This is a genomic window from Paenibacillus sedimenti (assembly GCF_014534655.1).
Classification (GTDB): domain Bacteria; phylum Bacillota; class Bacilli; order Paenibacillales; family NBRC-103111; genus Paenibacillus_E; species Paenibacillus_E sedimenti.
Genome location: NZ_JACVVD010000001.1, coordinates 714,667 through 740,326, shown reverse-complemented (window position 1 = coordinate 740,326; position 25,660 = coordinate 714,667). Strand labels below are relative to the sequence as shown.

The window sequence follows — 25,660 nt, the reverse complement described above, 5'->3', positions numbered from 1 at the left end:
AGCCTAAGGCCGCCACCGCATCACTTTCAGTTGAAGGATACTATTTTTGCAGTTGTTCTTTCTTGTAGTAGCCGCTGCCAACCAATAAGGATTCATAATTGGACTTATCCACAGATACCGGCTCCAGCAGATATGCAGGCACGACTTTTACGCCATTATTGTAGGTCTTGGTATCGTTTACTTCCGCTTCTTTCCCTTTAAGGATCGCGTCAGCCATAGCCACTGCTTTTTTGGCAAGCTCACGTGTATCTTTGAATACCGTTTGCGTTTGCTCGCCGGCGATAATGGACTTCACGGAAGCGAGCTCCGCATCTTGACCGGAGATAACCGGCATAGGTTTATCCGCGCTGCCGTAGCCAACGCCTTTCAAAGAAGAGATAATCCCGATGCTGATACCGTCGTATGGAGACAGCACCGCGTTGACTTTTTCGGACGAATAATTTTTGCTGAGCAAGTTATCCATTCTCGATTGAGCTACGGAACCGTCCCAACGAAGAGTTGCAATTTGATCCATTTTCATTTGTTTGCTTCGAACGACGAGCTTGCCGTTGTCGATATAAGGCTTCAGGACGGACATCGCGCCGTCGAAGAAGAAGTAGGCGTTATTATCGTCGGGAGAGCCTGCGAACAGCTCGATGTTGAACGGACCTTTGCCTTCTTTCAGACCAAGTTTTTGTTCGATATAGGAGGCTTGCAGCACACCTACTTTGAAATTATCGAAGGTCGCGTAATAGCTGACGAAGTCGCTCTTTTTGATCAGGCGGTCGTAAGCGATGACTTTGATTTTAGCGTCGTTCGCTTTTTTCAGCACATCGGTTAAAGATTCGCCGTCAATCGGCGCGATAACGAGAATGTTCACGCCTTTAGTGATCATATTCTCGATTTGAGAGACTTGATTTTCAACAACGTCCTCCGCGTATTGCAGGTCCGTTTTGTAGCCGAGCTTCTCGAATTCCTTTACCATGTTGGCGCCATCGCTCACCCAACGCTCGGATGATTTGGTCGGCATGGAAATTCCTACTTTGCCTTCGGTCTTAGCTGGCGCCTTCGTCTCTGCAGCAGCCGCTTTCGTAGCTTCTGGTGCCGGCGTCGTCTTCGCTTCCGTCTGGCTGCCTCCGCTGTTGCTACCGCTGTTGCCGCAAGCTGCAATGGAGAATACCATCGCCAACATCATGAATACGGTTACGATCTTTTTCAAATTGCATGACCCCTCTCAAAATTGTGCTTGACCGATGTCCGTCGTTAATGCGGTTGCATCGGGTGTAATTTGAGTATAGGGGGGATTTCGTGCGGTGTCTTTTTACGAAATCTACTACTTTTTATAAAAAATTAACTTTTTAATGATGCTGGAAAAAAAGATCGATTTCCACATGAATTTTGTTCAAGTTTACAAGGTGTTTTTCTTCAGAAGCTGCGGGTAAAATGAAGGGGATTGCTTTTGGAAGCGTTTGCAATTTGCGATTTGATGACGTGTCTATATCGGTACGAACGGCCTAGGCATTGTAAAGGGAGATATCCTGGATAAGAAAGCTCACGAAGGCAGCATAAGCGATTGACGCAAAGGGCTGTCCCATAAGGTCTGAAACGACCGGAGGGACAGCCCCTTTTCCAAAATCTTATGCAGCTAAAGATGCGCTTTTATTTTGACGAACAGCTCCGATAGAGTCGTCTGCTCTTCAGAGGTTAATGCTTGGGTGATACGCTGGACGAAGCAGTCGCAATGCTGCGGAAAATGCTCCATCAGTTGATGGGCTTTCTCCGTTGGAGAAATGATAAAGCTTCTGCGGTCGCATGGATCAAGCTTGCGCTCGATGTAGCCTTTTTGCTCAAGGCTGTCTAGCAGCCGGGTCAAAGTGCTGAGCGAGACTGCAGGAATTTGCTGTGCAATTTCTTTCACGACAATGGGACCTCTCAGCCGCAGGACAAAGAGCACATTGAATTCATGCCGGGAGAGTTCGGCGCTGCACGCAAAGCTGTATTGATATTGCTGCAGAGATTGCCCCATCGTGATGAGGAATTCCCTAATGATTTCAGCTTGCTGTTGTTCCGTTCGCAGCGGCATAAGGACAGCCCTTTCTTTCCCTTGTTTGAATTCAAATTACTAAAAGTTGTTGGATAAGTCAATGGGGCAGCCAAAAGCAGGTTACGATTACCCAAAATCAGGCAGGCCCAAGTCGTCTTAATCGACTTGGGCCTGCCTGATCGGATTATCGGAGGTATAGCGAGAGCGGGAACAAATTCTGCTCCTTGATACTGTCTACAACAAGCTTCGCAATTGCGATACCGCCTCTTTCCTGAAAATGCGTATTATCTTCTACACCCTTAGGGAAGTTCGGAAACTCCCCGGGCAGCGTCCACATGAATAAGGACTTCGTTTCCTCCGGCCCGAGCTTTTCGAACAATTGCTTGCTCTTCTCCGCCAGATCAATCAGAATGACATCCTCTTCCTCAGCGAGCTGCTTCATTGCGGTCACATACTCGCCATGTGTGTCCATCAATACGCCATCCTGGCCAAAAAACCTCCGCTGAACAGAGGTGACCAGGATCGGCGTCGCTCCCCTCTGTCTTGCTTCGTCTATATATACTTTCAAGTGCTGTTTATAGGTTGTAAAAGGAGACGTGAAACGTTCTTCGTCCAGCTTTTGATCATTGTGACCGAACTGAATAAAGAGATAATCATTGGGACCCATTTGCCGAATCATCGGCTCCAAACGCCCTTCATTGATGAAGCTTTTGGAGCTTCTGCCTGATACCGCATGGTTCGCAACAGCTGCATCCGCTTTGATGAATTTCGGCAGCATTTGTCCCCAGCCCGTATAAGGGTAGCCATCTTCCGGCTGGTCGGTGACGGTTGAATCTCCTGCCAAGAACAGCGTGGCCGCTTGGGGTGCAGGCAGTATCTCCAAAGCGTTAATCCGGGGAGCCAATCCGGAGAAGGTGAGTTTCAGCTTTCCTTCTTGGACATGGACCGTGAATGTATAGGTTGCAAACTCCCCTGCCGCTGCATGAAGATCCGATACGATTAGCCGGCCTTGTCCAGCTTTAATCCCCGTGAACGTCGCTGTTATGAGATCGCCCATTACAGCTTTAACCGTGTAATTGCCATTCGGAACATTCACGGCAAATGAAGCGCCGACCGGAATGCAAAAATCTCGACGCAATCCATCAGGCTGGCCTCTGTCCCGTTCATAGACAGATGAGCCTTCCAGAAAACCGTAGCCCAGCTCCTCTTGATACACGGTTGAAGCTCGAACCTTTGTATAACCTTCCTCCGCATCTCCCGGTCCAAAATCAAATCTGAACGCCATCGTCATATCGGCTCACTACCAATCTTTACGCATCAATAAGGATGACAAGAAAGTTAGTCCCAAGCCTTGCCCCCACCCTTGAATGCGTTTATACGGAACGCCCTTATACCCGGCGATATCCCGCATGACCGCGGTACCAGCCGACACATTCGTAACGGTGCCATCTTCCGTAATTCGCGAAAGGATGCCTTGGATCGATTTATTCGAATACTTGTTATAGAGTGCTCCTGCACTCAATAATGCAGCCGCAATTCCTGCTGACCCGGACGTCTCCAGGTATGAATCAGGATCCGTCAGTACGGTATGCCATAGCCCGCTTTCATCCTGCAAACGTACAAGGGCGCTGAGTTGATCGCGGAGCGAGCCTTCCAGAATCATGAAGGAAGGATGCGTCACATGCACAAGCGGTAGTGCGCGGGCCATCGTGATTGCAGCCCATGAATTGCCGCGGGCCCAGAAGATGCCTGACATATGATTTTGGGCCAAATGATCCCAGCCGTGGTAATATAAATTCGTTGTCGGATCCTGCAAATAGTTCTCATGCCCATGGTATTGCTTCAGTCCGTCCTCGAAGTAATCTTCACGATTCAGCAAGGAACCGATGCGCACAAGAAAGTAACCGGCCATGAACATCGTATCCACCCAAGCCTGCTGGGGAAAGTTGTACGTCTCAGAGTTGACCGTATGCTGAAAAATCCCTTCCGCGAACCGCTCCGCATCATGTTTTAAAAACTCCGCCATCTGCGTGGCGATTTCGATGTATCGTTCTTCGCCGGTCGTTTTGTACAGCGTCAACAGCGAATGACCGATGGAGATTCCGTTGACGGACAGCTTAGGCAGCCCGTCCTCCAGTTTCTCATCCACCCACTCTTTCAGCATCTGAAGATACTCTTCATTGCCCGTTGCTTCGTAAGCTTCCGTCACGCCATAAAAGGCTACGCCGCCCGGCCAATCCCAATTAAAGTCCATTCGAAACGTGCGCCGAACGACGCGATCTATCACTTTGCGAATTTCATCCGGATCGAATTGTAATGCAGGCATCTCTTCGGTTCCTCCCTGTAGTTGACCATTTTCTCTTAACATAATAGCTGCACACTATCCCTTCAAACCGCTGGTGCTGATCCCTTCCACGATGTACTTCTGGAAGATGATAAAGACAATAAATATAGGAACCAGAGACAGTGTGGACATAGCGAACATACCGCCCCAGTTGTTTATAGATTCACTGTCCAGGAATAGCTTAAGTGCTAAAGATACTGGATATAATTTGGGATCGTTCAAATAAAGCAGCGGCGTGTAGAAATCGTCCCATCTCCAGTAAAAGGAGAAAATGGCCGATGTCACGAGTGCCGGAACGATCAATGGCACAATAATCTTAAAGAAAATGCTGTACTTCGAACAGCCGTCCATCTTTGCAGCCTCATCCAGTTCGCCTGGAATCGTACGGATAAACTGGATGATGAGGAAGATGAAAAACGGAATTCCAAAAAATTGCGGAACGATAATCGGTTTAAAGGTGGAAAGCCAGCCGATTTTGGCAAACAGAACATATTGCGAAATAATCGTAACGTCATGCGGCAGGAGCAGGGTTAACATGACAGCTGAGAACCAGAGCTTGCTTCCGGCAAAACGGATACGCGCGAATCCATATGCAACTAACGCTGAGGAGGCTACCGCTCCAATCGTTGAAATAATCACGATGATAAAAGAGTTTTTCATAAATGTAGCAAAGGTAATACCGGCGAAGCCCTTCCATCCGGTTACATAGTTCTTCCATTCAAACTTGCTTGGAATCAAACTGCTTGCAGTTGTATAAATTTCTTCGTTAGGCTTAAACGAACTGGCAACCAGCCACAATATCGGATAAATCGCGGCTACAGCGATGACGCATACGATCAGATGGTACAGCATCGATTTCACATTTTTCATACGTATGACCATATCTGATCTCCTCCTAGTTCTCGTAGTGAACCCAGTATTTAGATGTTTTGAAAATGACCAGTGTGATAATCCCGATCAGGATCAACATAAACCACGCCATCGCGGATGCATATCCCATTTCGAAAAAGACGAAGGCACGATGGAACAAATAAAGCGAGTACAACAGCGTATTGTTCAGTGGTCCGCCTTCACCATTAGATATGATATAGGCAGGTGTGAAGGTCAGGAATCCGGAAATCGTTTGCAGTATCAAGTTAAACAGAATAATTGGACTTAACAGCGGAAGGGTGATATTAAAAAATTTGCTCATCGGTCCCGCTCCATCCACGCTCGCTGCTTCGTAATAAGAGGCCGGGATGTTCTTGAGCCCTGCGAGGAAGATGAGCATGGACGAACCAAACTGCCATACCGACAGCAGCACCAAGGTGCCGAGCGCCGTCGCCGGATAGCCGATCCAAGAGATCTGCGTATCGATCCCGATCACGCCAAGGAAAGCATTGATGAGACCTTTATCTCCAAAAATTTGACGCCACATGATGGACACTGCCACGCTGCCGCCAATCAAGGAAGGCAAATAGTAGGTCGCTCGGTACAAGCCGATGCCTCTTGCCGCCCTGTTTAGCAGCATGGCAACAAGCAAAGCGATAATGAGCCGCATAGGAACCGATGTGAGCACATAAATCAGCGTGACTCTAATGGAATCCATAATCTTTTCATCATCTGTGAACATCTTCTCATAGTTGGCCAGACCGACCCATCGCGGGGCAGAGAGCAGGTCATACTCTGTGAATGAGAAATATAAGGATGATAGCATCGGAAAAAGAGTAAAAATCAGAAATCCAATAACAAATGGCGATATAAACACATATCCGACTATGTGATTATTTTCACGTAACTTCATAGTTCCACTCCCTGTCTGTGTCCATTTCTGTGTATGTGGTAGGGCGACTCGCCGGCCGCCCCCCTGTATCAAGCTTAGCGAATCGTAAGCATCGCTATTTCTTATTTTTGGCTAGGATCGCATTAGCATCATTTTTGAATTTAGCCGCGGCTTCTTCGACGGAAATTTTGTTATATAAAATTTGTTCCTGCATATCCTTGAGGAGCTTGCTCACTTCTGCAGCACCTGTAGGGTCCGGCGGTTCCATGACACTGCTGTTTTGTTCGGCCCAGGCAACGTATTCATAGACTTGTTGTTCCTCCGGGCGCAGCGAAGGCTTTAAACCTTCCTTCACTTTACTTGAGATCGGAATGCCCCGATCGCCCTTAATCAACATGTTCGCATCCAGATCGTTAATGAACCAGGAAATGAATTTGGCTGCCTCCTCTTTCTGCTTCGAGCTTTTCGAAATCGAGAACAGCATCGTTGGTTTCAAGTAAAGCCCCTGCTTTTGATTCGGACCTGGGGGACCCATAATTTGCAATGGTTTCTTGGACGCTTGCTGCAGCGTTACGAATTGATTCGACCAGGCCATCGTCATAAAACCGTCGCCCAGAGCGATCGGATTCTCTTCTGGTGTTAGTTTCGATAATGCTTCTTTGTCCCAGGTTCGCATGTAACCGGCGTCGTACCATCTTTTGTACATTTTGTAATACTCGATAAAGTACTTATTATCCGAATAACCAAGACTTGTGCCATCGGCGTTAAAATAATGCTGTCCTTGCGTTCGCAAATAATAAGGGAAGAATTGATCGAACCGCAAGTGATCTAATAATTTGCCCTGCTTCTTCATTTTGTCATTGATTTGCTCCAATACCGACCAAGTCCAATTGTGATCGATTAACGGGATGCCTGCTTGCTTCAACGGCTCATCATCGTAAATAGTACCTAGGGCGTTGATACCGAGCGGTATCCCATATAATTTGCCGTCAACTCGCCCGGTATTAATCGTATCCGAGGAAGCCGAACTAATATTTAAAGCTCCGCTGTTCGTAAGCGGCGTCAAGTCTTCCAGCTGCTCTTTGCTGCCGTATTGTCCCAAATACGAAATGTCCATTTGAATAATATCCGGAAGCTGGTTAGCTGCTGCTTGCGGAGCTAGCTTTTTCCAATAATCGTCAAAACCAGCATATTCGGTATCAATTTTTACATGAGGGTTCTTCTGCTGATAGAGTTCGATCAGTTTCAAAGTATAGTCGTGTCGGGCCTGACCTCCCCACCATGCGATTCGAAGCTTGACGTCGCGTTCGACATCCCCTTGCTTCGTCTCTGCTGTCGTCTTCGGTGTCGCTGTTCCTCCTGACGTTAAGTTCCAAGCGCTGCTGCAGCCTGTCAAGGTCAGAAGCAGTGCCGTCGAGAGCAAGAAAGGCAACGGTTTGCGTTTCATAGATGGCTTCCTCCCTATGAGTCACTTATGCTCTACAGTTCCTATTATCTACCTGATGCGAACAAAGATAAATGCAATAAACCGCGATAAATGTTCAAAAATCAGTGAATTGAAGTCTCACATCGTTTGCTTCTTGTATTCCGAAGGCGCGCAACCGGCTATTTTCTTAAACACTTGGCTGAAATACTGCGGATTATCCCCGAAACCGAACAACTCCGCCAATTCAAATACTTTGACATCATCTTGGTGTTTGATGAGCTCCATGGCCTTCGTTACTCTGACTGTGACCACATAATTGGAAAAACGTTCTCCGGTCTCTTTTTTGAATAGCTTGCCGAGGTAGTCCGGATTCATATAGAGCATTTGATGCGCTACCCAGTTCAATGAAAGCTCAGGATTTCCAAGCTGTTCGTTCACAATATCGATGACCTTTTGAATAATGGCGGAATGCTTCGTCTTGTTCTGTTGGAAATTCAAATTCGTGATTTCCTGCGCCGCCTTCTTCAAGAAAGCCATGCTCGACAGCATCGTTTCCATTTGCGATATTTGAACGATTTGCCCCATATATGCCTTCATCTGCTCCTCTGAACAGAGACGGGTCATGGAGATATAGAGCTGCAGCACATACGTTTTCGTCGTCTGAATATCCAGGCGAGAATTGGATAACTGTTCGTAAAAAGCGTCGATCCCCTCTTCCGCTTCCTGCCAGTTACCAGCCCGGACCGGAAACAGTATGCGGTCTTCATCGTAGACGAAATCGCCCTTCCGCACCGCGGATGCATCAGATATATCACGGGTTGTAATTAGCCCGCCTTCCCCCAGATAAAAGCGATGCCCTAAGCAATCCAGGGCTTGCTGATATAAGCGTCTAGCCTCAACAATTTCACCTGCTTCACTCAATGCGATGGTTGTGTCAATTTTATAGTATAGAGCAAATATCCGGCGAATTTCGCTGATTTGCTCTTGCAATCGCTCCAAACCATTACTGTCCTCAATGAGAATCAACACTTGCTCGGCGACAGTCGAACTCAAAAGCGGTTCATCCAGAATATCCTCTGCGATATTTTTCACGGCAAAAAGATGTTCGTATTCAAATTGACCCTCAAGCCGGAAAAGGAGCAACCTGACTTGCTTGTTGACAGCACGAAGACCGAACAATTCCTGATAATAGTCCCAGTCGCGACTGCCGTACGATTTATTGGTCACAAATTCTTTGAGGAACTGCTCTTTGACATGAGGAAGCACTTTGCTCATGTTCGCTTTCATCGATAAAACAAATTGCTCCTTGCTTTCTTCCAGCTTGAATTCGGCCACGAGCTCACTGAGCGCGCCAAGGATGCTGTTCTCATTGCACGGCTTTAATAAATAGTGCTTCACGCCGTGCTGCATAGCAATCTGGGCATACTCGAACTCATCGAACCCGGAAAGCATAATAAAACGGATCTGCGGATGTGTTTCTTTTACTTTGGCTACAAGTCCCAGACCATCCAGCCCAGGCATGCGGATATCACTGATGATAATGTCCGGAGCATGCTCACAAACAAAAGCATACGCCTCAATTCCATTTCGAGCAGTTCCCATCAAAGATGTTTCAACGGATTGCCAATCTACGATCGATGATATACCCTCCAGAATCATACGTTCATCATCAACAAGAAGCACTTTATACATAAATCTCTAACCTCTCTTCGTTAGGGGAATTCGAATCGTCACACAGGTGCCGCCGCTTTCTCGATTTTCAACCTGAATGCCGTAACCATCGCCGAACGATAGCTTAATTCGTTCATCGATATTTTTCAGACCGATGCCGGTGCCTTTCGTTTGTCTTTCGCCCTTCATGATCTGCTCCAAGTAGGTCTGGTCGATGCCGGGACCGTTATCTTCGACGAACAGCTCCACGGCATCTTCCGTTTCCCGACCCGTGATCCGGATCGTACAGGGCTCAAGCATCACTTCTACCGCATATTTAATCGCATTTTCCAGGAGAGGCTGCAGGGTGAGCTTCGGAATAAGTTGACCAATTAACGCCTCCGGCACTTCCAACCGGAAATCGAGCCGCTCTTCAAAACGAACCTTTTGAATCGTGATGTAATGCTGAACAAGCTGCAGCTCTTCTCCGAGCGTAATGATGTCCTGCTTTAAACTGATGGACGATCTCAGTAAATACCCAAGCGCTTCAACCATCTGGGATACCTGCTTCTGACCGTTCATCTTGGAAATCCAGTTGATCGACTCCAGCGTATTGTAAAGAAAATGCGGGTTGATCTGCGCCTGCAGCGAGCGAAACTCCGTTTCTTTAATCATGAGCTGCTTCATGTAATTCTCTTTGATCAGCTCTTGAATACGAACAATCATCATCCGGTACGTACGCTGCAGCAAACCCACTTCATCCATTTGAACGGAAGGCGGAGCGATCGTATGCAGATCGGAGTTTTCCAAATCGCTGATCTGCAGCCCCCGCATATTCGTAATCAGGCCTTCTATTGGCCTGGTTATGCTTCTGGCTACCGTCATGCCAAACCCGACAAGCAGGAAAAAGCTGATCATAAATATGGCTATCATCCAATTTTTCATCAGAATGATAGTATGAAAAATTTCCTGAAAAGGGAGCGTATTATAATACGTCCATCCTAAATAATCCGAATGAATGTGCGAGACGAAATAGGATTCTCCATCCTGATCGATAATGCGAAATCCTTTTGCGGAATTTAGCGGGTTCCCGTCATTAATTAACGTTTTTAAGCTAACGGTTCGAGGATAAATCAAGTTGCCTTCCGAGACGATCAGCAGCTCGCCCTCTCGCGTGACGGCTTCTCTGGCATAGACATTGACGATCTTGTCCAGATTTACCTGCAAAACGAGACTGCCCAGCTTTTTTATATCCAAATTATTAAAAGAACGGATTTGCCGGGCAGCAATCAGGCTGAAATCCTGAGCATCGGGAAACACCCAACCCAAACTGCCTCCTCCTTGATCAGCGGTTTTCTGGATCAAGCTTTGCCGCTCGTTTGAGAGCGCTGTCAAATTCCCGCTTGAATAATTATTGCCTTCCAGGTCCGTAATAATAGCAGCGATGATATAGGTCTCTGAGTTGATATACTGTACAAGCCGATCCACCAGCTTCGCCCGCGATTGAATGCGCACATAATCGTTGTCGCTCGTATTCATGATAACCAGGTTTTGCTGAATCTGCTCATCGGACATGATGCTGAAAGTAAGCCGTTCAACCTTGTTTAGTTCATTCTCAATCATCGCCGAAGAAAGATTCAATACTTGCGATGACTTCTCGTAAATTTGCTGATCATACATCGAGTAAGCAATCTGAAGACCCACCAACGAAATGCAGGAGCTGACAGCCATACTGATCGTAATAAGGAGGAATAGTTTGGCCTTAATCCGGATATTCCTAATTTCCTTAAGCCACAGGAGAAAACTTGATTTCATTTGAAAGTCACCACATTTCCTGACCAAATAATCTCTATATTGTTGAATTCTTCGTGAGACAGGACGCTTTTTCCTTTAATTTTTGGACACTCCCACTCTTTTCCTTGTCTTATACTAATTGTAACAACAGTTCAACCTCTAAGAAACCTAGAAGCACTAACCCCTTCGCTCAGATACGATCCTCAACATACATGCTAACCTTTCTTTTGTGCACTATCCCTTTGGCTCAGACAACCTGCGTAACTTTTCACCCTCAAAGATTCCTTTAACCATTATCCCCTTCGCTCAGATACGAGCTTCAACATTTCATGTTAGTCCTTCTTTTGTACACTCTCCCTTTGGCTCAGACAACCTGCGCAACTTTTGATCCACAAAGATTTCTTGAACCACTATCCCCTTCGATCAGATACGAGCTTCAACATTTCATGTTAGTCCTTCTTTGTGCACACTCCCTTTGGCTCAGACAGCCTGTAGCTTTAAATTTTGTATTTATTTGTAAAAAAATGTTGATGTACGATTGTATGTTCGATATAATAAAGAGGAACAAACGTTTGGGTTCGAATCAAATTTAACGGGGTGGCCATATGGATTTTACAAACATGTCTCTCGAACAATTTCAGTGTCAATACTCAACGGAAGATGCATGTGCTAAGTATGTTTTTCATATAAAATGGCCTAATGGTTTTATTTGCCCACGTTGTGAACATCGTCATGCCTATTTGACCAAGACACGCCGACTTCCACTATATGAATGCTCTCATTGCCGCCACCAATCTTCTATCACAGCAGGTACCGTTATGGAGGGCAGCCGGACCGAACTTCGAAAGTGGCTTCTTTCTATTTTTCTTGTATCGCGCGAAGAACAAGGCATCAATGCTGTTGAACTTTCACGGATTATTCAAGTTACGTATAAAACCGCATGGCTAATTCTATTTAAAATACGTCAAGTCATCCAAAAGGCCGACCAAAATATACGCTTAACCGGCTCCGTTCGGGTCAATTCAGCTGTTTATGGCCGCCCATTTAATCCTTCCGTTCATAAGCACCCAAAAGAACACCTGCTCCTTATCGGGTCCTCCCTGAATGAGCATGGCGTAGACCAATATTTGAAAATAAAGCTCGTGATCCCCGAAAATCCAAGAGATCGCCACATTTCACGATCCGTTAGTTTGGCCTTCACAAATCAACATATCGCTCCCCATACGAATAATATTGAGAGTGTAACCAGGTTTTACAGCCCTAAACGAACCCGTCCCCTCATGATTTTTGCCCATCAAGCTAGCAAATGGATCAATGAAACGTTTCACGGATTAGGAGCAAGACATCTTCAAATGTATTTAGACGAATTCAGCTTTCGTATGAATATGACGATCAAAAACACGCAAATTTTCCCTCGATTAGCGCTTCTATGCTTCTCAAGCCCAATTTCTTGTTGTACGTATTTTACTAGACTAGCTTCTTAGGCTTTTACAACAGAGGTACTGCAATTGTTTGGACTTTTTTTTGAGTAAAAGGGATAGTGATCTTATGGTTTCACCTCAGTGATACTGCGTTCGATTGATCTTACTTTTCTGAGTTAAGGGGATAGTTAGCATATGATTTCACCTCAGTAATACTGCGTTCGTTTGATATCACATTTCTGAGTTAAGGGGATAGTGATCTTATGGTTTCACATCAGTGATACTGCATTCGTTTGATTTCACTTTTCTGAGTTAAGGGGATAGTGATCATATGATTTCACCTCAGTAATACTGCGTTCGTTTGATTTCACTTTTCTGAGTTAATGGGATAGTGATCATATTCCTCCAAGCATTTTCCCCTTGCAGCTGCCCTCCATTGCAATCCTTTCTCCCACCTTGCAGTCAGTATCTAAAAAAACTACAAAAAAACCTAAAAACAATGGCATACCTTCCATTAAGCCAGAAGGCTATAATGAAAACACGCCAAATGAAAGCACTTACACTATAGAGAAAGGAGGTCCGCTTTTCCGATGAAAGCACTGCGTAAAATCGCCCTCGGCATTGATTCTTTCATTGAATCGGCCGCTCTGATCGGACTGCTCAGTATGATTATCATTGTTACCATGCAAGTGATGACCCGCAAACTGTTTGATTTCGTCTTTTTCTGGTCCGAAGAAGTGACGTTGCTGCTGTTGGTCTGGTTTTCCTTTATGGGCATAGCCATAGGATTTCGGGAGAAGCTCCATATGGGTATCGATTCCTTTACTTATCGGTTGCCCGCATCCGTCAATAAAGTGCTGGACAAGACGATCGAAGCTGTTATTTTCGTCTTCGGTGCTTATTTGCTTTACTTCGGCTGGGATTTTACGGTCATGATGAATGATTCCGAGCTCCCGGCAACAGGATGGCCGAACAGCATCTTGTATGTCATTATGCCTATAACAGGACTGATGACCTGTGCATACTCCCTTTTACAGCTGCTCGGAATCGATACGAAGCGGCACCATCAATTACAGGAAGGAGGCCATGATTAAATGGTTTCAACGACAGCTATTCTCATCCTTTGCATTGTCTTCGTCGGATTAATCGTGCTGCGCTTTCCGATTTCGCTTGCGCTTGCCGCCTCTTCCCTTCTGACGGTGCTATACCTGAAAGTCCCGCTAGCGACGATCGGGCAGACGATGATTCAAGGGATGAATTCGTACTCACTGCTCACCATCCCGTTCTTTATTCTGGCCGGCCAAATTATGGGTGAAGGCCAGATGGCGCTGCGCCTCATTAACCTGGCCCAAGTAATTGTCGGCGGCATTCGCGGTGGCCTAGCCATGGTCAACTGCGTGGCCTGCATGTTTTTCGGCAACATCTCGGGTTCTGCGATCGCCGACGTATCCTCGATCGGCTCCGTCATGATCCCGATGATGAAGAAAAAAGGCTACGACACAGACTATTCGGTTGGCGTAACCGTATCTGCGGCTATACAGGGTGTCGTCGTACCGCCCAGCCACAACTTGGTCTTGTACTCATTGGCCGCAGGCGGCGGCATATCGATCGCATCACTATTCCTCGCTGGCATTGTCCCAGGCTTGATCTTGTGCGTTTCCTTGATGATCACCAGCTATTTTATCGCCATCAAACGCGGCTACACCAAGAGCGAAGCCGTTCCGTTGCGCGATATTCCGAAAATCGTACGCGACGGGCTGCTCTCCCTCATGACGGCCGTCATTATTCTCGGCGGCATATTCACCGGTTGGTTCACTGCAACCGAAAGCGGCGCACTCGCATGCTTATATGCTTTTATTCTGACCTTTGTCATCTACAGGGATATTCCGGTCAGCCGGATGTGGAAAATTCTTAAACGCACGTTCCGCACCGTCGCGATGGTGCTCTTCCTGATCGCCTCTTCGGCTTCGTTCAGCTGGGTGCTGGCCTTCCTGAAAGTACCTGCCATGCTGACCGACTGGATGCTCGGCATAACCGACAGCCCGTTTATCATCCTGCTCATCATTAACATTTTGCTGTTATTGCTCGGTGCGCCGATGGATATGGCTCCTCTCATCCTCATTATGACGCCGATCCTGCTCCCCGTCGTCACCGCACTCGGCATGGATCCTGTTCACTTCGGGATCATTATGATGCTAAACTTAGGCATCGGGCTTCTAACCCCTCCGGTCGGAACGGTCTTATTCGTCGGCTCCGCCATCGGCAATATTTCGATCTCCGAAGGCACTAAGGCGATGATGCCGTTCTTCTACGTCATGTGTATCGTACTGATGATTTTGACCTATATACCCGGTCTTGTAATGTGGCTCCCGAACTTATTCAAATAATCGAAATTTATCGAAAAGGGTGAATCCAAACGATGAAAATGTTCAAAAAATACACGACTGTTCTGACGACAATTATTGGCAGCAGCTTGGTGCTCACAGCCTGCGGAGGAGGTACAGCGCCGACAAATACAGGTACAACCGCCACGCCAGCAGCTGCAACAGCAGCAGCCGCAAAAACGGACGGTCCCAAGCTCAACTTCCGTCTCGCCGAAACGCATCCGGCCGATTATCCAACCACGATCGGAGATAAAAAATTCGCCGAGCTCGTGAATCAAGCCTCCGGAGGGCGCATCAAAATCGACGTGTTCCCCTCTTCCCAGCTTGGCGAAGAGAAAGCCGTGATCGAGCAGGTACAGCTCGGCGCAATCGAATTCACACGCGTCAGCACCGGTGCGCTCGGCGGCTTCAACAAGCAGTACGAGGTATTCAGCCTGCCCTATATTTTCGACAATGACGAGCATCAGTGGAGATTTCTTGAGAGTGAGCAAGGCACGAAGCTGCTGGACAGCCTTGAAAGCTCCCGCATGAAAGGGCTCGCGTATTACAGCTCCGGTGCGCGTCATTTTTACACCAAGAAACCGGTTAAGAGCATTGCCGACCTGAAAGGCCTCAAAATTCGCGTCATTCAGAACAAAGTTAATATCGATTTGATGAACGCCCTTGGCGCCAATGCAACGCCGATGCCTTACGGGGATGTGTTCAACGCCCTGCAAACCGGCATCATCGATGCCGCGGAGAACAACTATCCGAGCTACTTCTCGTCGAATCATTTTCAACAGGCCAAGAATCTGATCCTCGATCAACATCAACGGGTTCCGGAGGTGCTTCTGATCTCGAAAGTCGCATGGGATAAGCTATCTGCAGATGATAAGGCGCTCATCAAGAAAGCTGCCCTTGACTCGGTCAAAACACAAAAAGAAGAATGGGCGAAATTCGAGAAAGATTCCGAAGCCAAAGTGAGGGCGGCCGGTGTCACCATTACCGAGGTGTCCGACCTCAAACCTTGGCAGGAAGCCGTAAAGCCAGTCATCGACAAGTACCGCAATGATTACAAAGAAACGCTTGAGGCGATTGAAAAAGCGAAAAAATAGCATAAAGGGCATTCTCCGGGTCAGCTTAAACCCGTGGAATGTCCTTTTTCTTTTTCAACTGTCCGGACTTCGTATTTTCTATACTCCAAAGGCGAGCAGCCGGACAGCTTTTTAAACGTATTGCTAAAATAAGAGATATCGCTGTAACCGAGCCGTTCCGCAATTTCGGATACACGCAGCGATGTTTTTAAAAGCAGCTTTTTGGCTTCTTCCATACGCATTTCGATGACATAATCAACGAACTTTCCGCCGGTCTGCTGTTTGAACAGCTGGCTCAAGTAGCTGGGATTCAAGTGCACGGACGATGCTGCATCGGACAAGGTGATGTCTCGCGATAAATTGGAAGCAATAAACTGCCTGACCTGTTCGATGGTAGACAATCCCGCGGCTCCGATCTCCGGTAAATCGACCTTGCTCGCTTCCTTCTTCGCTTCTTGCGCCCGCATCCATCTCCACAGGCAATCGGCCATCGCTTCTGTTTCAACGGGCTTCAGCAAGTAGTCCTTGACCCCGAAGCGTATCGCTTTCTGCGCCAGCTGAAAATCATCATAGCCGCTGACGAGAATTAAACTAGCGCGCATCGTGGCCATTTGCTCCGCCAATGCGATTCCGTCCATGACCGGCATTTTCACATCGGAGATGATCAAATCCGCACCAAGCTGCTGCAGCGCATCCAAAGCTTCCAAACCATTTGCGCACTCCGTCATAATGTTAAAAGGGAGCTGCGATTGTTCCACAGCTTTTCGCAGCACGATGCGAACCCATCTTTCGTCATCGGCCAGAATGATTTTGTACATGACTTTCTACGCTCCCTTTTCTATTTGAATGCTTAGCGGCAGTTTGATTCGCACCAAAGTTCCAATTCCCGCTTCACTTTCAAGCTCGATGCCGTATGCCTCTCCGAACAAGTAGGCGATGCGGCGGTGAACATTGACGATTCCGATGTGAGAATCTGCGGTAAGCATATCTTTTTGATGCAAATCCGTTTGCAATTCGCTCAGCCTCGACCTCGAAATACCGACCCCGCTGTCCTTCAGCTCCACTACGTATTGATGCTTCCCTTGCCGTTTCACCGATATGTCGATATGAACAGGCTGTGCGCTTGTTTCAATGCCGTGAATGACACAGTTTTCCACGAGCGGCTGGAGCACGAATTTGGCAATCGGCTGATCCTCCGCCCAACTGGGTATATGAAACTCATAAGTGAGCTTTTCTTCGAAACGGTATTTCTGAATGCGCAGGTAAAGATCGCAGATCAGGATTTCATCCCGCAGCGAGATCGTGGCTCCGGCATGGTTCAAATTATACCGCAGCAGCCTTCCAAGCGAAGCGACAAGATCGGAAATATCGGACATATCTTTTTCAAGCGCCATCCCCCGCACAGTTTCTAACGCATTCATCAGGAAGTGCGGATTGACTTGGGACTGCAGTACTTTCAGCTCGGTTTCCTTTTGTCTCAGCTGCAGGTCGGTTTCTCTTAACTGCGATACGTATATTTCATCCAGCAGAACCTGAAGCTTATCCACCATTTTGTTGAAATCGTTTGTTAATTGCCCAATCTCATCTTTCGATTCAATATCCGCCCTGGCATGAAAATCGCCCTCTTTCACCCGTTTCATGAAAAATTGCAGCGCTCTCACCGGTCGAACAATACTTGCCGCGAAACCGATGCCGATCAAGTATGCGATAACAAGGGTGATGATAACCGTCCACCATATCGTTTGCCTGATGAATGTCGTTCCGCGCATCAGCTCATGCTCAGGAACTGTTGTGACTAAACGCCAATTCAAGTAGGCAGAACGACTGAAGGTGTAAAAGGGCTTGTCGCCCGACTGAGATTGATAAGAGCCGCTATCCTGCTGCAAAATCCACTTCAATTTCTCCCATGGCGCCAGATGGCCAATTTCCGAATACTCCGGAGAATAAATGTACTTGCCCTGCGGATCCAGGATCGACAAATAGCCTGTCCTGCCGATCGTTACCCGGTCGGCAATCTCTTGAATACGTTTAAAGTTCACTTCCATAATCAGCGTCGCTACAGGCTCCAGTGTATTGGGGCTGACCAAACGCTTTACGATGGAAAGAACCGGCATGGCTTCCAGCTCATAACGTACGGAGGGAGGCCTTATCGTCAGCATAATATCGCTGTTCGGCGGAACGCTTTGAAACCAAGGCTCCTTGATCAGCTGCAGCGCCGGCGTTACATTTTTGTTCATGCTCGTATCCAGCACGGTCTGATTCTCCATAATCAGCATGATGCGGGAAATATCGGAACGCGAATAAGCCGTATCCCCCAGCAGTTGCATCATAGGCTCGCGTATGCCCGATCTCTCCACTTCCTGCACGCTGGTCATCCGCAAAAATTGCTGCATAGACGGATGATTTTGCATGCGGATTGAATCGATCTCGAAATCGCGAATGTAATACTCGATATGCAGCTTCACCTGCTCAATAATTTGCCGGTTGCTCAGATTCGCTTCCTCACGCAGCACTTCCGACGATTTCTGAAACGAAATCATTCCAACGACCATCAGCGGGATGACAACTAGCATGGCCGAATACACAAGCAGCTTCACGGTTAGCGGCCGATCGCGTAAAAATAAGCTGCGATAAAACCAGATCCACGCTTTTCGTCCTCTTCTGCCCACTTTCGTCCCCCATCTCCGAAGCACTTGTAAACGCATTCATTACATTTGCAAAAAAAACAGCTGCAGACGCAACTGGGGAATACCCTTATCGTTTCACAAGATCCTCTCTAATCGGCGTAAATACGTCAAGAAGCGCCGAAGCTTCCAGAGCGGTGACGCCATGCTGAGCCCCGCTCGGTATATAAATCGTTTGTCCTTGCTCGATCGTCGTCTTTTCGCCATTTATCGTGAATTCGATCTTGCCTTTCAAGCAATACGACATTTGTTCATGAACGTGGCTGTGCTGATAGCCGACGGCTCCAGGTTCAAAGTGAACCTCCATCATCATAAGTCCCACTTCAGCTTTCAAAATACAGCGCTTCACGCCTGGTTCTGCCGGTTCCCAAACTCCGATATTCGACATTCGAGCTTTCCCCTTTCGCTGTCCAACGGTTGAATACGAAACGAAAAAGGACCAAGCCGTCCTCCCTCGCTTGCTCCTACATTATAACCGATAAGAACATATATGAACACACTTGAATGCAAATGAACATTTAAGAACTGACAGCGGCGCGATCCTTCCCCTTATCCGCTTCACCGGCGTTTTTGTTTGCGGCTTCGCGGTCCTGCTGCATTTCTTCTACGCTTTTGACCTTTAGACGGGCTGCTCCTTCGTACTGACGAGTCGGCAGCAGGTTCCCGGTTGCAAGGCGCTGCTTCGCTTCGGCAATGGCGGCCGTATATTGAGGGAGCCACGGTTCGCCGGCGACCAGCATCTCGTCGACCAATTGCCAAATTTCCTTCGGATTGCAAACTGCGCCGACTAGCGGATCCATCATGAACGCTTGGCGCAGCAGCTTATCATTGCCATGCACCGCCGCTTCCACGGCAAGTCGCTGCACGGAAATGCTGACATTGCATACGGCAGCCGGTCCGAGCGGCAACTCTCCGATGCGCGGCATGGAGATACCGTTGCGATCCACATAACCAGGCGCTTCGATAACCGCATCTTTCGGCAAGTTAGCGATGACGCCGTTGTTCACCACATTGAAGTGACCGCGATACAAGCGTCCGGTCTCCAAGCCCTCGATGATGTAGGAGCCGTGCTCCTGGCTACGCTTATCCTGCGCATACACGAAAGCCGGGTCCTTCATCCAATTCGGGAAGTCGGTCTCGAACCAGCTGCGTCCTTCCGTGCATACGCGCAAATAGCCGCCAGTCTCTCCATTGATCCAGCTTCCAAGGTCGATCCAGTCCTGAATCTCGCTCGGACGCTTGCGATACCACGGCACATACTCGCTTAAGTGTCCGTTCGATTCCGTGCTGTAATAGCCGAAGCGGCGCAGCATATCGATGCGCACTTTTTCCGTGCGGGCGAATTCCGGGTGATTCTCGAATGCTTCCAGCAGCTTCCCTGTCAAATCTTCCCCATTGTGGCGCACCTGCACATACCACGTTTGATGATTGATGCCGGCGCAAATGATGTCCACTTCATCTTGCTTCAGCCCGAACGCCTCGGCAATTTGATGATGACCGTGCTGAACGCCATGGCACAGTCCGATCGTACGAACGCCGCCATACTTATTGCACGCCCAAGTCAGCATCGCCATCGGATTCGCATAATTGAGCAGCAGGACGTCAGGATGCGCGACTTCGCGAATGTCTTTGCAAATATTGAGCATCTCAGCTATGCCTCGCTGTCCGTACATAATGCCGCCCGCACACAAAGTGTCCCCGACACACTGATCAACGCCGTATTTTAGCGGGATATCCACATCCGTAGCAAAAGCTTCCAAGCCACCTACGCGAATCGTACACAGGACGTATTTGGCATCTTTCAGCGCTTCTCTGCGATCCGTCGTCGCTTGAATTTGGATGGACAGGCCGTTTTCGCGAATATCTCTCTGGCACAGCTCCGTCACCATATCCAGATTATGCTGGTTAATGTCCGTAAAAGCCACTTGAATCTGCTGCAGTTCGGGTACCGACAGTAAATCACGCAGCAAGCCTCTTGTAAATCCAATGCTCCCTGCCCCAACAAAAACAACTTTAAATGACACGTCCATCTTCCTCTCTGTCGTTACTTTTACAGTTTCCATTGTAGCAAGCGACAATGAGAGAGCGTTATCAAATTCCTCACCATTTCATAAGTAAAATGTCAAAAATTCTAACTTTCTTTCGGGTAGTCCCACTTATGTGCCGAAACCGATTTGCGATATTCGAGAGGTGTCTTGTCGGTATATGTTTTGAAAAGCATATGGAAATACTGGCGGCTGCCTACGCCGACGTAATCGCATATTTCCGCGATAGGCACGTCCGTTTCAATCAGAAGCATTTTAGCCTTTTCCATGCGGATCATCGTTAAGTATTCCATCAGCGTTTGTTTCGTCTGCGCTTTGAAGATGCGCTGCAAATAGCCCGGGTGCAGATTTACGGCCCCCGCGATATCCTTCACTTGGATGTCCCTGTCATAATTTTGATGGAGAAAATCAATGCTCATCTTGACATACCAGTCGCTTTGCGGCTGCTCGCTACTGACGGCTTCGCTCCGGAGCCTGGAGATTCGAAGGAGCAGCTGCGCAATGAGTAAATGTACCATCGTATCGCTTTTCGTTCCGGGCTTATCGAGCTCCAGCACGAGGCTTTTCATAATGTGATAGACCTCATCCGGGTCGCGAAGCACAAGGTATGGGGACTGTACCTCGAGCAGGTTCGACAGAACGGTCTCCTCGGCAGCCAACTGCTTGATGGACGGCATCACGCCTCTGCTCTCGATAAAACGGAACTCGACATTGAGCATTCGGCAAGGATTCGCTTCGTCGACAATGAGGCGATGCGGTACATTTGCGTCCAAAATCATGAATTCGCCCTTTTTCAGGCTTACGCTGTCATAACTCTCCAGCTGAGTCTGAATTTCAATTTCACAGGAACCATGAATCGTATACATGATCTCGGTGGCATCATGGCGGTGAAAGGGCATGACAAAGCCGTTCCATTGTTTAAAATAATAGGCGAGCACCTGCGGATGGTAGTCCCGCTCCATTAGAATTTGTTGAAACAACCGGGTGCTCATCAACCCCACAACCGATCCATCACCCGGCCAAAAATACCGAGCATCTCATCAATATGCGCCTTCGATACGTTAAGGGCGGGCATCAGGCGAATCGTCCGCGGGCTCGGCGAATCGATAAGCAATCCTTCTTTCATGCAGTCTGCAACCAATTCAGCTCCCTTTGGTTCAGGCAGATCGAACGCAAGCAGCAAACCTTTTCCGCGAATATGCTCAAGCTTGTATTTGGTCTGCATGCTGCGAAGCCCGCTTATCAGATAATCTCCCTGAACGGCTGCATACTCCGGCAAGTTAAGACGGATAACTTCTCCCACGACGGCTAATCCTGCGGCCATCGCAAGCGGTTGACCGGTATAAGTCCCTCCCTGGTCGCCTGGTTCGAACAAATTGAGCTCCTCTTTGGTGAGCATGGCCGATAGCGGGAAACCGCCGCCTATCCCTTTAGCAAGCGTCAGTATATCCGGCCGAATGCCAAAATGCTCAAACGCAAACATGGTGCCGGTCCGCCCGATCCCCGTTTGGATCTCGTCAAAAATAAGCAAAATCCCCTCATCATCGCACTTTTTGCGAAGCTGCGCCAAATAATCGGCATCCACGGCATGGACGCCGCCCTCACCTTGAACCGGCTCCAGCATCACTGCGCACGTGCCCGGGCCGATCGCCTGAGACATCGCTTCCCAATCGTTTAAGGGAACGTGAAGGAAACCAGGCAGCTTGGGCGCAAAAAGCTGCTGCCATTGGGCCTTGCCGGTCGCTGACATCATCGCTAACGTACGTCCGTGGAAGCTGTTGGTCGCCGTTATGATCTCATAGGCGCCGCCCTTGCGAATGGCGCCATATTTGCGTGCCAGCTTAATGGCACTCTCATTCGCTTCCGCCCCGCTGCTTCCGAAAAATACCCGGTCAAAACCGGAAATCTTCGTGAGCAAGCTGGCGAGTTCGATCATCGGCTTATTGTAAAACGCCGGACTGACATTCACTAGCTGGGACGCTTGCCGCTCAAGCGCATCTTTCAGCACATCCGGCGAATGCCCGAGGCAAGTGACGGCCCATCCGCCGATAAAGTCGAGATACCTGTTCCCGTCGGTATCCCACACATACATGCCTTTGCCGCGCTCCATAACCACCGGCGGGCGCTTGGCCGTAAACAAAATGGAAGCTTCCGCTTCAGCTAGCAGCTCATCTGTTTCTCTTACGCCTTCATCAATCATCGTCATCACCTCATAAAATATGGATAATGAATGATTATACATTTATATGAATATTTATTCAATTTCTTCTTCAAAGCCGAACCCTTCACGAGGCTTGTTCAATAACTTCTTTGCTTCGTACCGATCTGCCACTTCAAGCTTGTTCAAAATATTAGTCACATGATTGGCGACCGTTTTCACGCTTAATTGAAGGCGGAGCGCAATTTGAGCGTTTGTGCTTCCGCCTGCAATCAGCTCCAATATTTCCATTTCGCGTCCGGTCAGCTCCGATAACGCGGCATTTCGCGGCTCCGGTTGCTGCGGCACCGCAAAATAATGCATCATACGCTCTGCTATATCGGAGCTGAACACAGCCCCGCCGCCTCCTACCATGCGGATGGAATGCAGCAGCTCCATCTCGCCGGCGTCCTTCAGCACATATCCTCTCGCTCCCATTTGCATGGCCATAAAGACCGACTTATCGTTTTTGAGCATGGACACAATCAATATTTTCATGTGGGGAAGCTTTTCCCTAATGATACGAGTCGCTTCGATTCCGTTAATGCCGGGCATCCGAATGTCCATGACAATCACATCCGGATGAAGGGATTGCGCCATTTCAATCGCTTCTTCCCCGGTGGACGCTTCGCCGATCACTTCCAAATCGTCTGTCGTTTGGATTAGATTGCGGACGCCGCCGCGAAACAACGGATGGTCGTCGGCAAGCAAAATTTTCATATAGTAGCCGCCTCCTGTGAAAATGGCAGCCGAGCTTTCACTCTTGTGCCGCCTGATTCCAATCTTTCTATGATGCATTGTCCACCCAATTCAGCCGCTCTGTCACGAATCGAGGTGATGCCAATCCCACCATTGCCGGAAGGTTTGATCTGATTGGGCAAACCGATTCCATTGTCTATGACTTCAATCAGCAATTCCGTTGAAGAATGGACTTGAATATGTACTTCACAATATGTTGCCTGAGCATGCCTCACAACGTTGACGAGCGACTCCGTAATGATGCGGTATGCGGCAACCTCAACCGCTGCAGGCAGAGCGGGAAGCTCATCGGGAGCATGCAAGCTTACCTGTAAAGGAGCCGATTTTGTGGAAGCGGACATTTGCTCCGACGTCTTGAGCACCTCATCCAGCCGCGCGTAAACGGAGCCGAGCAAGCCAAATTCGTCGAGCGCCGGCGGCCGCATGTCGTGGACCATCGTACGAATATCGTCAACGGTTGTTCGAATGGTTTTCCTGAGCGCTTCGAGCAATTCGATGGCAGTGTCCGGGCTTTTTTTAATATATTGCTCTGCAGCTGCAACATTAAAAGCTAATGACATCAATCGGGGCGCAAGATCATCATGTAGATTTCGGCGAATTTGCCGGCGTTCCTCTTCTCTGGCCAACACGAGCCTCTCGCGTGATTCCTGCAAATCCTTCGCCAGCAGTTTGTTGCCGAACGTCATATTGACATTGTGAACAATCGGCCCAGCTTGCCGCAGCAAAACATGGAGCAGCTTCTGATCCTCCGCACTGAAAGCTTCTCCGGCTGAGCGGCTTGATAAAAGGAGCATCCCGAGCTCTTCACCGCCATGAACAATCGGGAATTGGTGTATTTCAAATTTATGCTTGCCAACCTCAGCCGCCAACGACTCCTGTCCGTTCAGCCGGATGGAAATACCGGCATAGGGAAGCCTGAGGGCATCTTGTATCGAACTTGCAACGACGCTGAGCATCGCCTCCGGGTCTATCGGTTTCACTAGCTGATCCCCGAGTTCGACGAGAACGGAGTAGGGATCATCGTGTCTTCCTTTTAACATCCGATTGACGACTCGCTGAAGCCGCTCTTTGATTGGAACGAATAGAACAGCTACAACAGATGTCGCTGCGAGTGAAATGAAGAAGTTCCCCTCTGTCCGGAACAGCCTGCTTAAATATAGAACAGAGATCGAATAAATCAGCACAATGGCAAGAGATAACGCTCCGTAAACAAGCGTTCGGTTGACAAGCGGATCAATATCCCAAAGACGGTGTCTGAGTACAGCGAACGTCAGTGCGAAGGGAATGATCGCGACAAACAGATGCAGCGCACCGTTTAAATACAAATAAGTAACCGGCGTTTCGGCAAAAGCCGGATAAACGAATATAGCACTAACCCCGATGAAGCCGATAAAAGATATCGAAACGCCGTAAACGACCCATTTCGTTTGCTGCCTTTGCTCAGACGCGGATATTTTTCTATAGCGATAAAACTGTGAATAAATCATGAGTCCGATAGCAGCCGCATATACAATGATTCTCGCCGAACCCGACCAATGATGCAAATTCAACATTGTGTCAGGAAACATAAAGCCGGATAGTTGAATGATGCAAAATGGAATGAATAAGACATAGGTCAACCGGGGTGAAAACCTCCCGTTCGGAAAAAGCAGAAAAAATAAGAAGAGCGCCATCCAGCCGACAGCCTGGGCGGCATCGTTCCACCTTGCAAGCAACCAGTTTCCTTCAGAAGCAAGGTAGACCAAAGCAGGAAAGGTAGATCCATACGAAACTAATGCGAGTATGGCAAGGTACCCCATCATTTCCCGTTTGCATTTCCAGAAAATAATCCCTGCCGCCGTATAAAAAATAAATGCTAAAGCGCTATCGATCATGACAAGTGCGCCGGCATATGACTCTGGCGTAAGATTGTAACGATGAAGAGTCTCAACCGTGGTTGGCGGCGGTCCCAGCTCACCGCAAGCCTCAAGGATACATTCGGTGCGAAGGATTTCGAAATAATTCGCGATACTGGAGGCGAAACATAGAATCGTTATGAGACTGAATCCGATAACAAAAAGTCGTGCTGCCATCTTCCCTACCTGCCTTCCCAAACCAA

General features: G+C 48.2%; 21 protein-coding genes. 4 read left to right on the top strand and 17 right to left on the bottom strand.

Going from position 1 to position 25,660, the window contains the following annotated elements; genetic code table 11:
* Positions 1-40 precede the first annotated feature (40 nt).
* From chvE to ICC18_RS02610, 9 genes are all read right to left on the bottom strand, one after another.
* Positions 41-1,198, bottom strand: coding sequence for a multiple monosaccharide ABC transporter substrate-binding protein (gene chvE, locus ICC18_RS02650; RefSeq protein ID WP_188172816.1), 1,158 nt, complete (start codon positions 1,196-1,198; stop codon positions 41-43).
* A gap of 426 nt (positions 1,199-1,624) precedes the next feature.
* Positions 1,625-2,062, bottom strand: a complete 438-nt coding sequence (locus ICC18_RS02645) for a MarR family winged helix-turn-helix transcriptional regulator (protein ID WP_188172815.1) — start codon at positions 2,060-2,062, stop codon at positions 1,625-1,627.
* A 145-nt stretch (positions 2,063-2,207) separates the two neighbouring features.
* Positions 2,208-3,314 carry a rhamnogalacturonan acetylesterase gene (locus ICC18_RS02640; protein ID WP_188172814.1) on the bottom strand — a complete coding sequence of 369 codons (1,107 nt, stop codon included), beginning with the start codon at positions 3,312-3,314 and terminating at the stop codon, positions 2,208-2,210.
* 9 nt (positions 3,315-3,323) lie between these two features.
* Positions 3,324-4,349 (bottom strand): glycoside hydrolase family 88/105 protein, encoded by a 1,026-nt coding sequence (locus tag ICC18_RS02635; RefSeq protein WP_188172813.1) that lies wholly within the window; start codon positions 4,347-4,349, stop codon positions 3,324-3,326.
* Positions 4,350-4,403: 54 nt separating this feature from the next.
* Complete coding sequence (locus tag ICC18_RS02630) at positions 4,404-5,219, bottom strand: carbohydrate ABC transporter permease (protein ID WP_376745607.1); 816 nt, start codon at positions 5,217-5,219, stop codon at positions 4,404-4,406.
* A 43-nt stretch (positions 5,220-5,262) separates the two neighbouring features.
* Positions 5,263-6,150 (bottom strand): carbohydrate ABC transporter permease, encoded by an 888-nt coding sequence (locus tag ICC18_RS02625; protein WP_188172812.1) that lies wholly within the window; start codon positions 6,148-6,150, stop codon positions 5,263-5,265.
* Between the two features lie 94 nt (positions 6,151-6,244).
* A complete protein-coding gene (locus ICC18_RS02620) occupies positions 6,245-7,576 on the bottom strand; it encodes an ABC transporter substrate-binding protein (RefSeq protein ID WP_188172811.1) in 1,332 nt (443 codons plus the stop codon).
* 117 nt (positions 7,577-7,693) lie between these two features.
* Positions 7,694-9,247 carry a response regulator transcription factor gene (locus ICC18_RS02615; protein ID WP_188172810.1) on the bottom strand — a complete coding sequence of 518 codons (1,554 nt, stop codon included), beginning with the start codon at positions 9,245-9,247 and terminating at the stop codon, positions 7,694-7,696.
* A 6-nt stretch (positions 9,248-9,253) separates the two neighbouring features.
* Positions 9,254-11,020 (bottom strand): cache domain-containing sensor histidine kinase, encoded by a 1,767-nt coding sequence (locus ICC18_RS02610; protein ID WP_188172809.1) that lies wholly within the window; start codon positions 11,018-11,020, stop codon positions 9,254-9,256.
* Positions 11,021-11,604: 584 nt separating this feature from the next.
* Between ICC18_RS02610 and ICC18_RS02605 the strand changes: the two genes are divergently transcribed.
* The 4 genes from ICC18_RS02605 (at position 11,605) to ICC18_RS02590 (ending at position 15,898) form a co-directional block, all read left to right on the top strand.
* The gene (locus ICC18_RS02605) at positions 11,605-12,483 is read left to right on the top strand and encodes a transposase (protein ID WP_188172808.1); all 879 of its coding nucleotides are present in this window, start codon (positions 11,605-11,607) and stop codon (positions 12,481-12,483) included.
* Positions 12,484-13,010: 527 nt separating this feature from the next.
* Entirely contained in the window at positions 13,011-13,514 is a 504-nt protein-coding gene (locus ICC18_RS02600; protein ID WP_188172807.1) for a TRAP transporter small permease, read from the top strand.
* The gene (locus ICC18_RS02595; protein WP_188172806.1) at positions 13,515-14,807 is read left to right on the top strand and encodes a TRAP transporter large permease; all 1,293 of its coding nucleotides are present in this window, start codon (positions 13,515-13,517) and stop codon (positions 14,805-14,807) included.
* 32 nt (positions 14,808-14,839) lie between these two features.
* Entirely contained in the window at positions 14,840-15,898 is a 1,059-nt protein-coding gene (locus ICC18_RS02590) for a TRAP transporter substrate-binding protein (RefSeq protein ID WP_188172805.1), read from the top strand.
* Positions 15,899-15,918: 20 nt separating this feature from the next.
* On the opposite strand, the gene ICC18_RS02585 is transcribed toward ICC18_RS02590, so the two are convergent.
* From ICC18_RS02585 to ICC18_RS02550, 8 genes are all read right to left on the bottom strand, one after another.
* A complete protein-coding gene (locus tag ICC18_RS02585; RefSeq protein ID WP_188172804.1) occupies positions 15,919-16,695 on the bottom strand; it encodes a response regulator transcription factor in 777 nt (258 codons plus the stop codon).
* A 6-nt stretch (positions 16,696-16,701) separates the two neighbouring features.
* Positions 16,702-18,546 (bottom strand): cache domain-containing sensor histidine kinase, encoded by a 1,845-nt coding sequence (locus ICC18_RS02580; protein WP_188172803.1) that lies wholly within the window; start codon positions 18,544-18,546, stop codon positions 16,702-16,704.
* Between the two features lie 85 nt (positions 18,547-18,631).
* Complete coding sequence (locus ICC18_RS02575; RefSeq protein WP_188172802.1) at positions 18,632-18,949, bottom strand: cupin domain-containing protein; 318 nt, start codon at positions 18,947-18,949, stop codon at positions 18,632-18,634.
* A gap of 130 nt (positions 18,950-19,079) precedes the next feature.
* Positions 19,080-20,585 (bottom strand): alpha-glucosidase/alpha-galactosidase, encoded by a 1,506-nt coding sequence (locus tag ICC18_RS02570; protein WP_188172801.1) that lies wholly within the window; start codon positions 20,583-20,585, stop codon positions 19,080-19,082.
* Between the two features lie 107 nt (positions 20,586-20,692).
* Positions 20,693-21,598, bottom strand: a complete 906-nt coding sequence (locus ICC18_RS02565) for an AraC family transcriptional regulator (protein ID WP_188172800.1) — start codon at positions 21,596-21,598, stop codon at positions 20,693-20,695.
* Positions 21,598-22,806 (bottom strand): aspartate aminotransferase family protein, encoded by a 1,209-nt coding sequence (locus tag ICC18_RS02560; RefSeq protein ID WP_223192261.1) that lies wholly within the window; start codon positions 22,804-22,806, stop codon positions 21,598-21,600. The genes ICC18_RS02565 and ICC18_RS02560 overlap by 1 nt, the downstream gene beginning before the upstream one ends.
* A 54-nt stretch (positions 22,807-22,860) precedes the next feature.
* Positions 22,861-23,523: a response regulator gene (locus tag ICC18_RS02555; RefSeq protein ID WP_188172798.1), complete on the bottom strand. Its 663-nt coding sequence runs from the start codon at positions 23,521-23,523 to the stop codon at positions 22,861-22,863.
* Complete coding sequence (locus ICC18_RS02550) at positions 23,520-25,634, bottom strand: sensor histidine kinase (RefSeq protein ID WP_188172797.1); 2,115 nt, start codon at positions 25,632-25,634, stop codon at positions 23,520-23,522. The genes ICC18_RS02555 and ICC18_RS02550 overlap by 4 nt, the downstream gene beginning before the upstream one ends.
* Positions 25,635-25,660 lie beyond the last annotated feature (26 nt).

What these genes read in the sequence shown, in the direction of transcription:
- ICC18_RS02645 (WP_188172815.1), bottom strand. Translation starts at nt 2,062, where the DNA reads ATGCCGCTGCGAACGGAACAACAGCAAGCTGAAATCATTAGGGAATTC.
- ICC18_RS02640 (WP_188172814.1), bottom strand. Translation starts at nt 3,314, where the DNA reads ATGACGATGGCGTTCAGATTTGATTTTGGACCGGGAGATGCGGAGGAA.
- ICC18_RS02635 (WP_188172813.1), bottom strand. Translation starts at nt 4,349, where the DNA reads ATGCCTGCATTACAATTCGATCCGGATGAAATTCGCAAAGTGATAGAT.
- ICC18_RS02630 (WP_376745607.1), bottom strand. Translation starts at nt 5,219, where the DNA reads ATGCTGTACCATCTGATCGTATGCGTCATCGCTGTAGCCGCGATTTAT.
- ICC18_RS02625 (WP_188172812.1), bottom strand. Translation starts at nt 6,150, where the DNA reads ATGAAGTTACGTGAAAATAATCACATAGTCGGATATGTGTTTATATCG.
- ICC18_RS02620 (WP_188172811.1), bottom strand. Translation starts at nt 7,576, where the DNA reads ATGAAACGCAAACCGTTGCCTTTCTTGCTCTCGACGGCACTGCTTCTG.
- ICC18_RS02615 (WP_188172810.1), bottom strand. Translation starts at nt 9,247, where the DNA reads ATGTATAAAGTGCTTCTTGTTGATGATGAACGTATGATTCTGGAGGGT.
- ICC18_RS02610 (WP_188172809.1), bottom strand. Translation starts at nt 11,020, where the DNA reads ATGAAATCAAGTTTTCTCCTGTGGCTTAAGGAAATTAGGAATATCCGG.
- ICC18_RS02605 (WP_188172808.1), top strand. Translation starts at nt 11,605, where the DNA reads ATGGATTTTACAAACATGTCTCTCGAACAATTTCAGTGTCAATACTCA.
- ICC18_RS02600 (WP_188172807.1), top strand. Translation starts at nt 13,011, where the DNA reads ATGAAAGCACTGCGTAAAATCGCCCTCGGCATTGATTCTTTCATTGAA.
- ICC18_RS02595 (WP_188172806.1), top strand. Translation starts at nt 13,515, where the DNA reads ATGGTTTCAACGACAGCTATTCTCATCCTTTGCATTGTCTTCGTCGGA.
- ICC18_RS02590 (WP_188172805.1), top strand. Translation starts at nt 14,840, where the DNA reads ATGAAAATGTTCAAAAAATACACGACTGTTCTGACGACAATTATTGGC.
- ICC18_RS02585 (WP_188172804.1), bottom strand. Translation starts at nt 16,695, where the DNA reads ATGTACAAAATCATTCTGGCCGATGACGAAAGATGGGTTCGCATCGTG.
- ICC18_RS02575 (WP_188172802.1), bottom strand. Translation starts at nt 18,949, where the DNA reads ATGTCGAATATCGGAGTTTGGGAACCGGCAGAACCAGGCGTGAAGCGC.
- ICC18_RS02565 (WP_188172800.1), bottom strand. Translation starts at nt 21,598, where the DNA reads ATGAGCACCCGGTTGTTTCAACAAATTCTAATGGAGCGGGACTACCAT.
- ICC18_RS02560 (WP_223192261.1), bottom strand. Translation starts at nt 22,806, where the DNA reads ATGATTGATGAAGGCGTAAGAGAAACAGATGAGCTGCTAGCTGAAGCG.
- ICC18_RS02555 (WP_188172798.1), bottom strand. Translation starts at nt 23,523, where the DNA reads ATGAAAATTTTGCTTGCCGACGACCATCCGTTGTTTCGCGGCGGCGTC.
- ICC18_RS02550 (WP_188172797.1), bottom strand. Translation starts at nt 25,634, where the DNA reads ATGGCAGCACGACTTTTTGTTATCGGATTCAGTCTCATAACGATTCTA.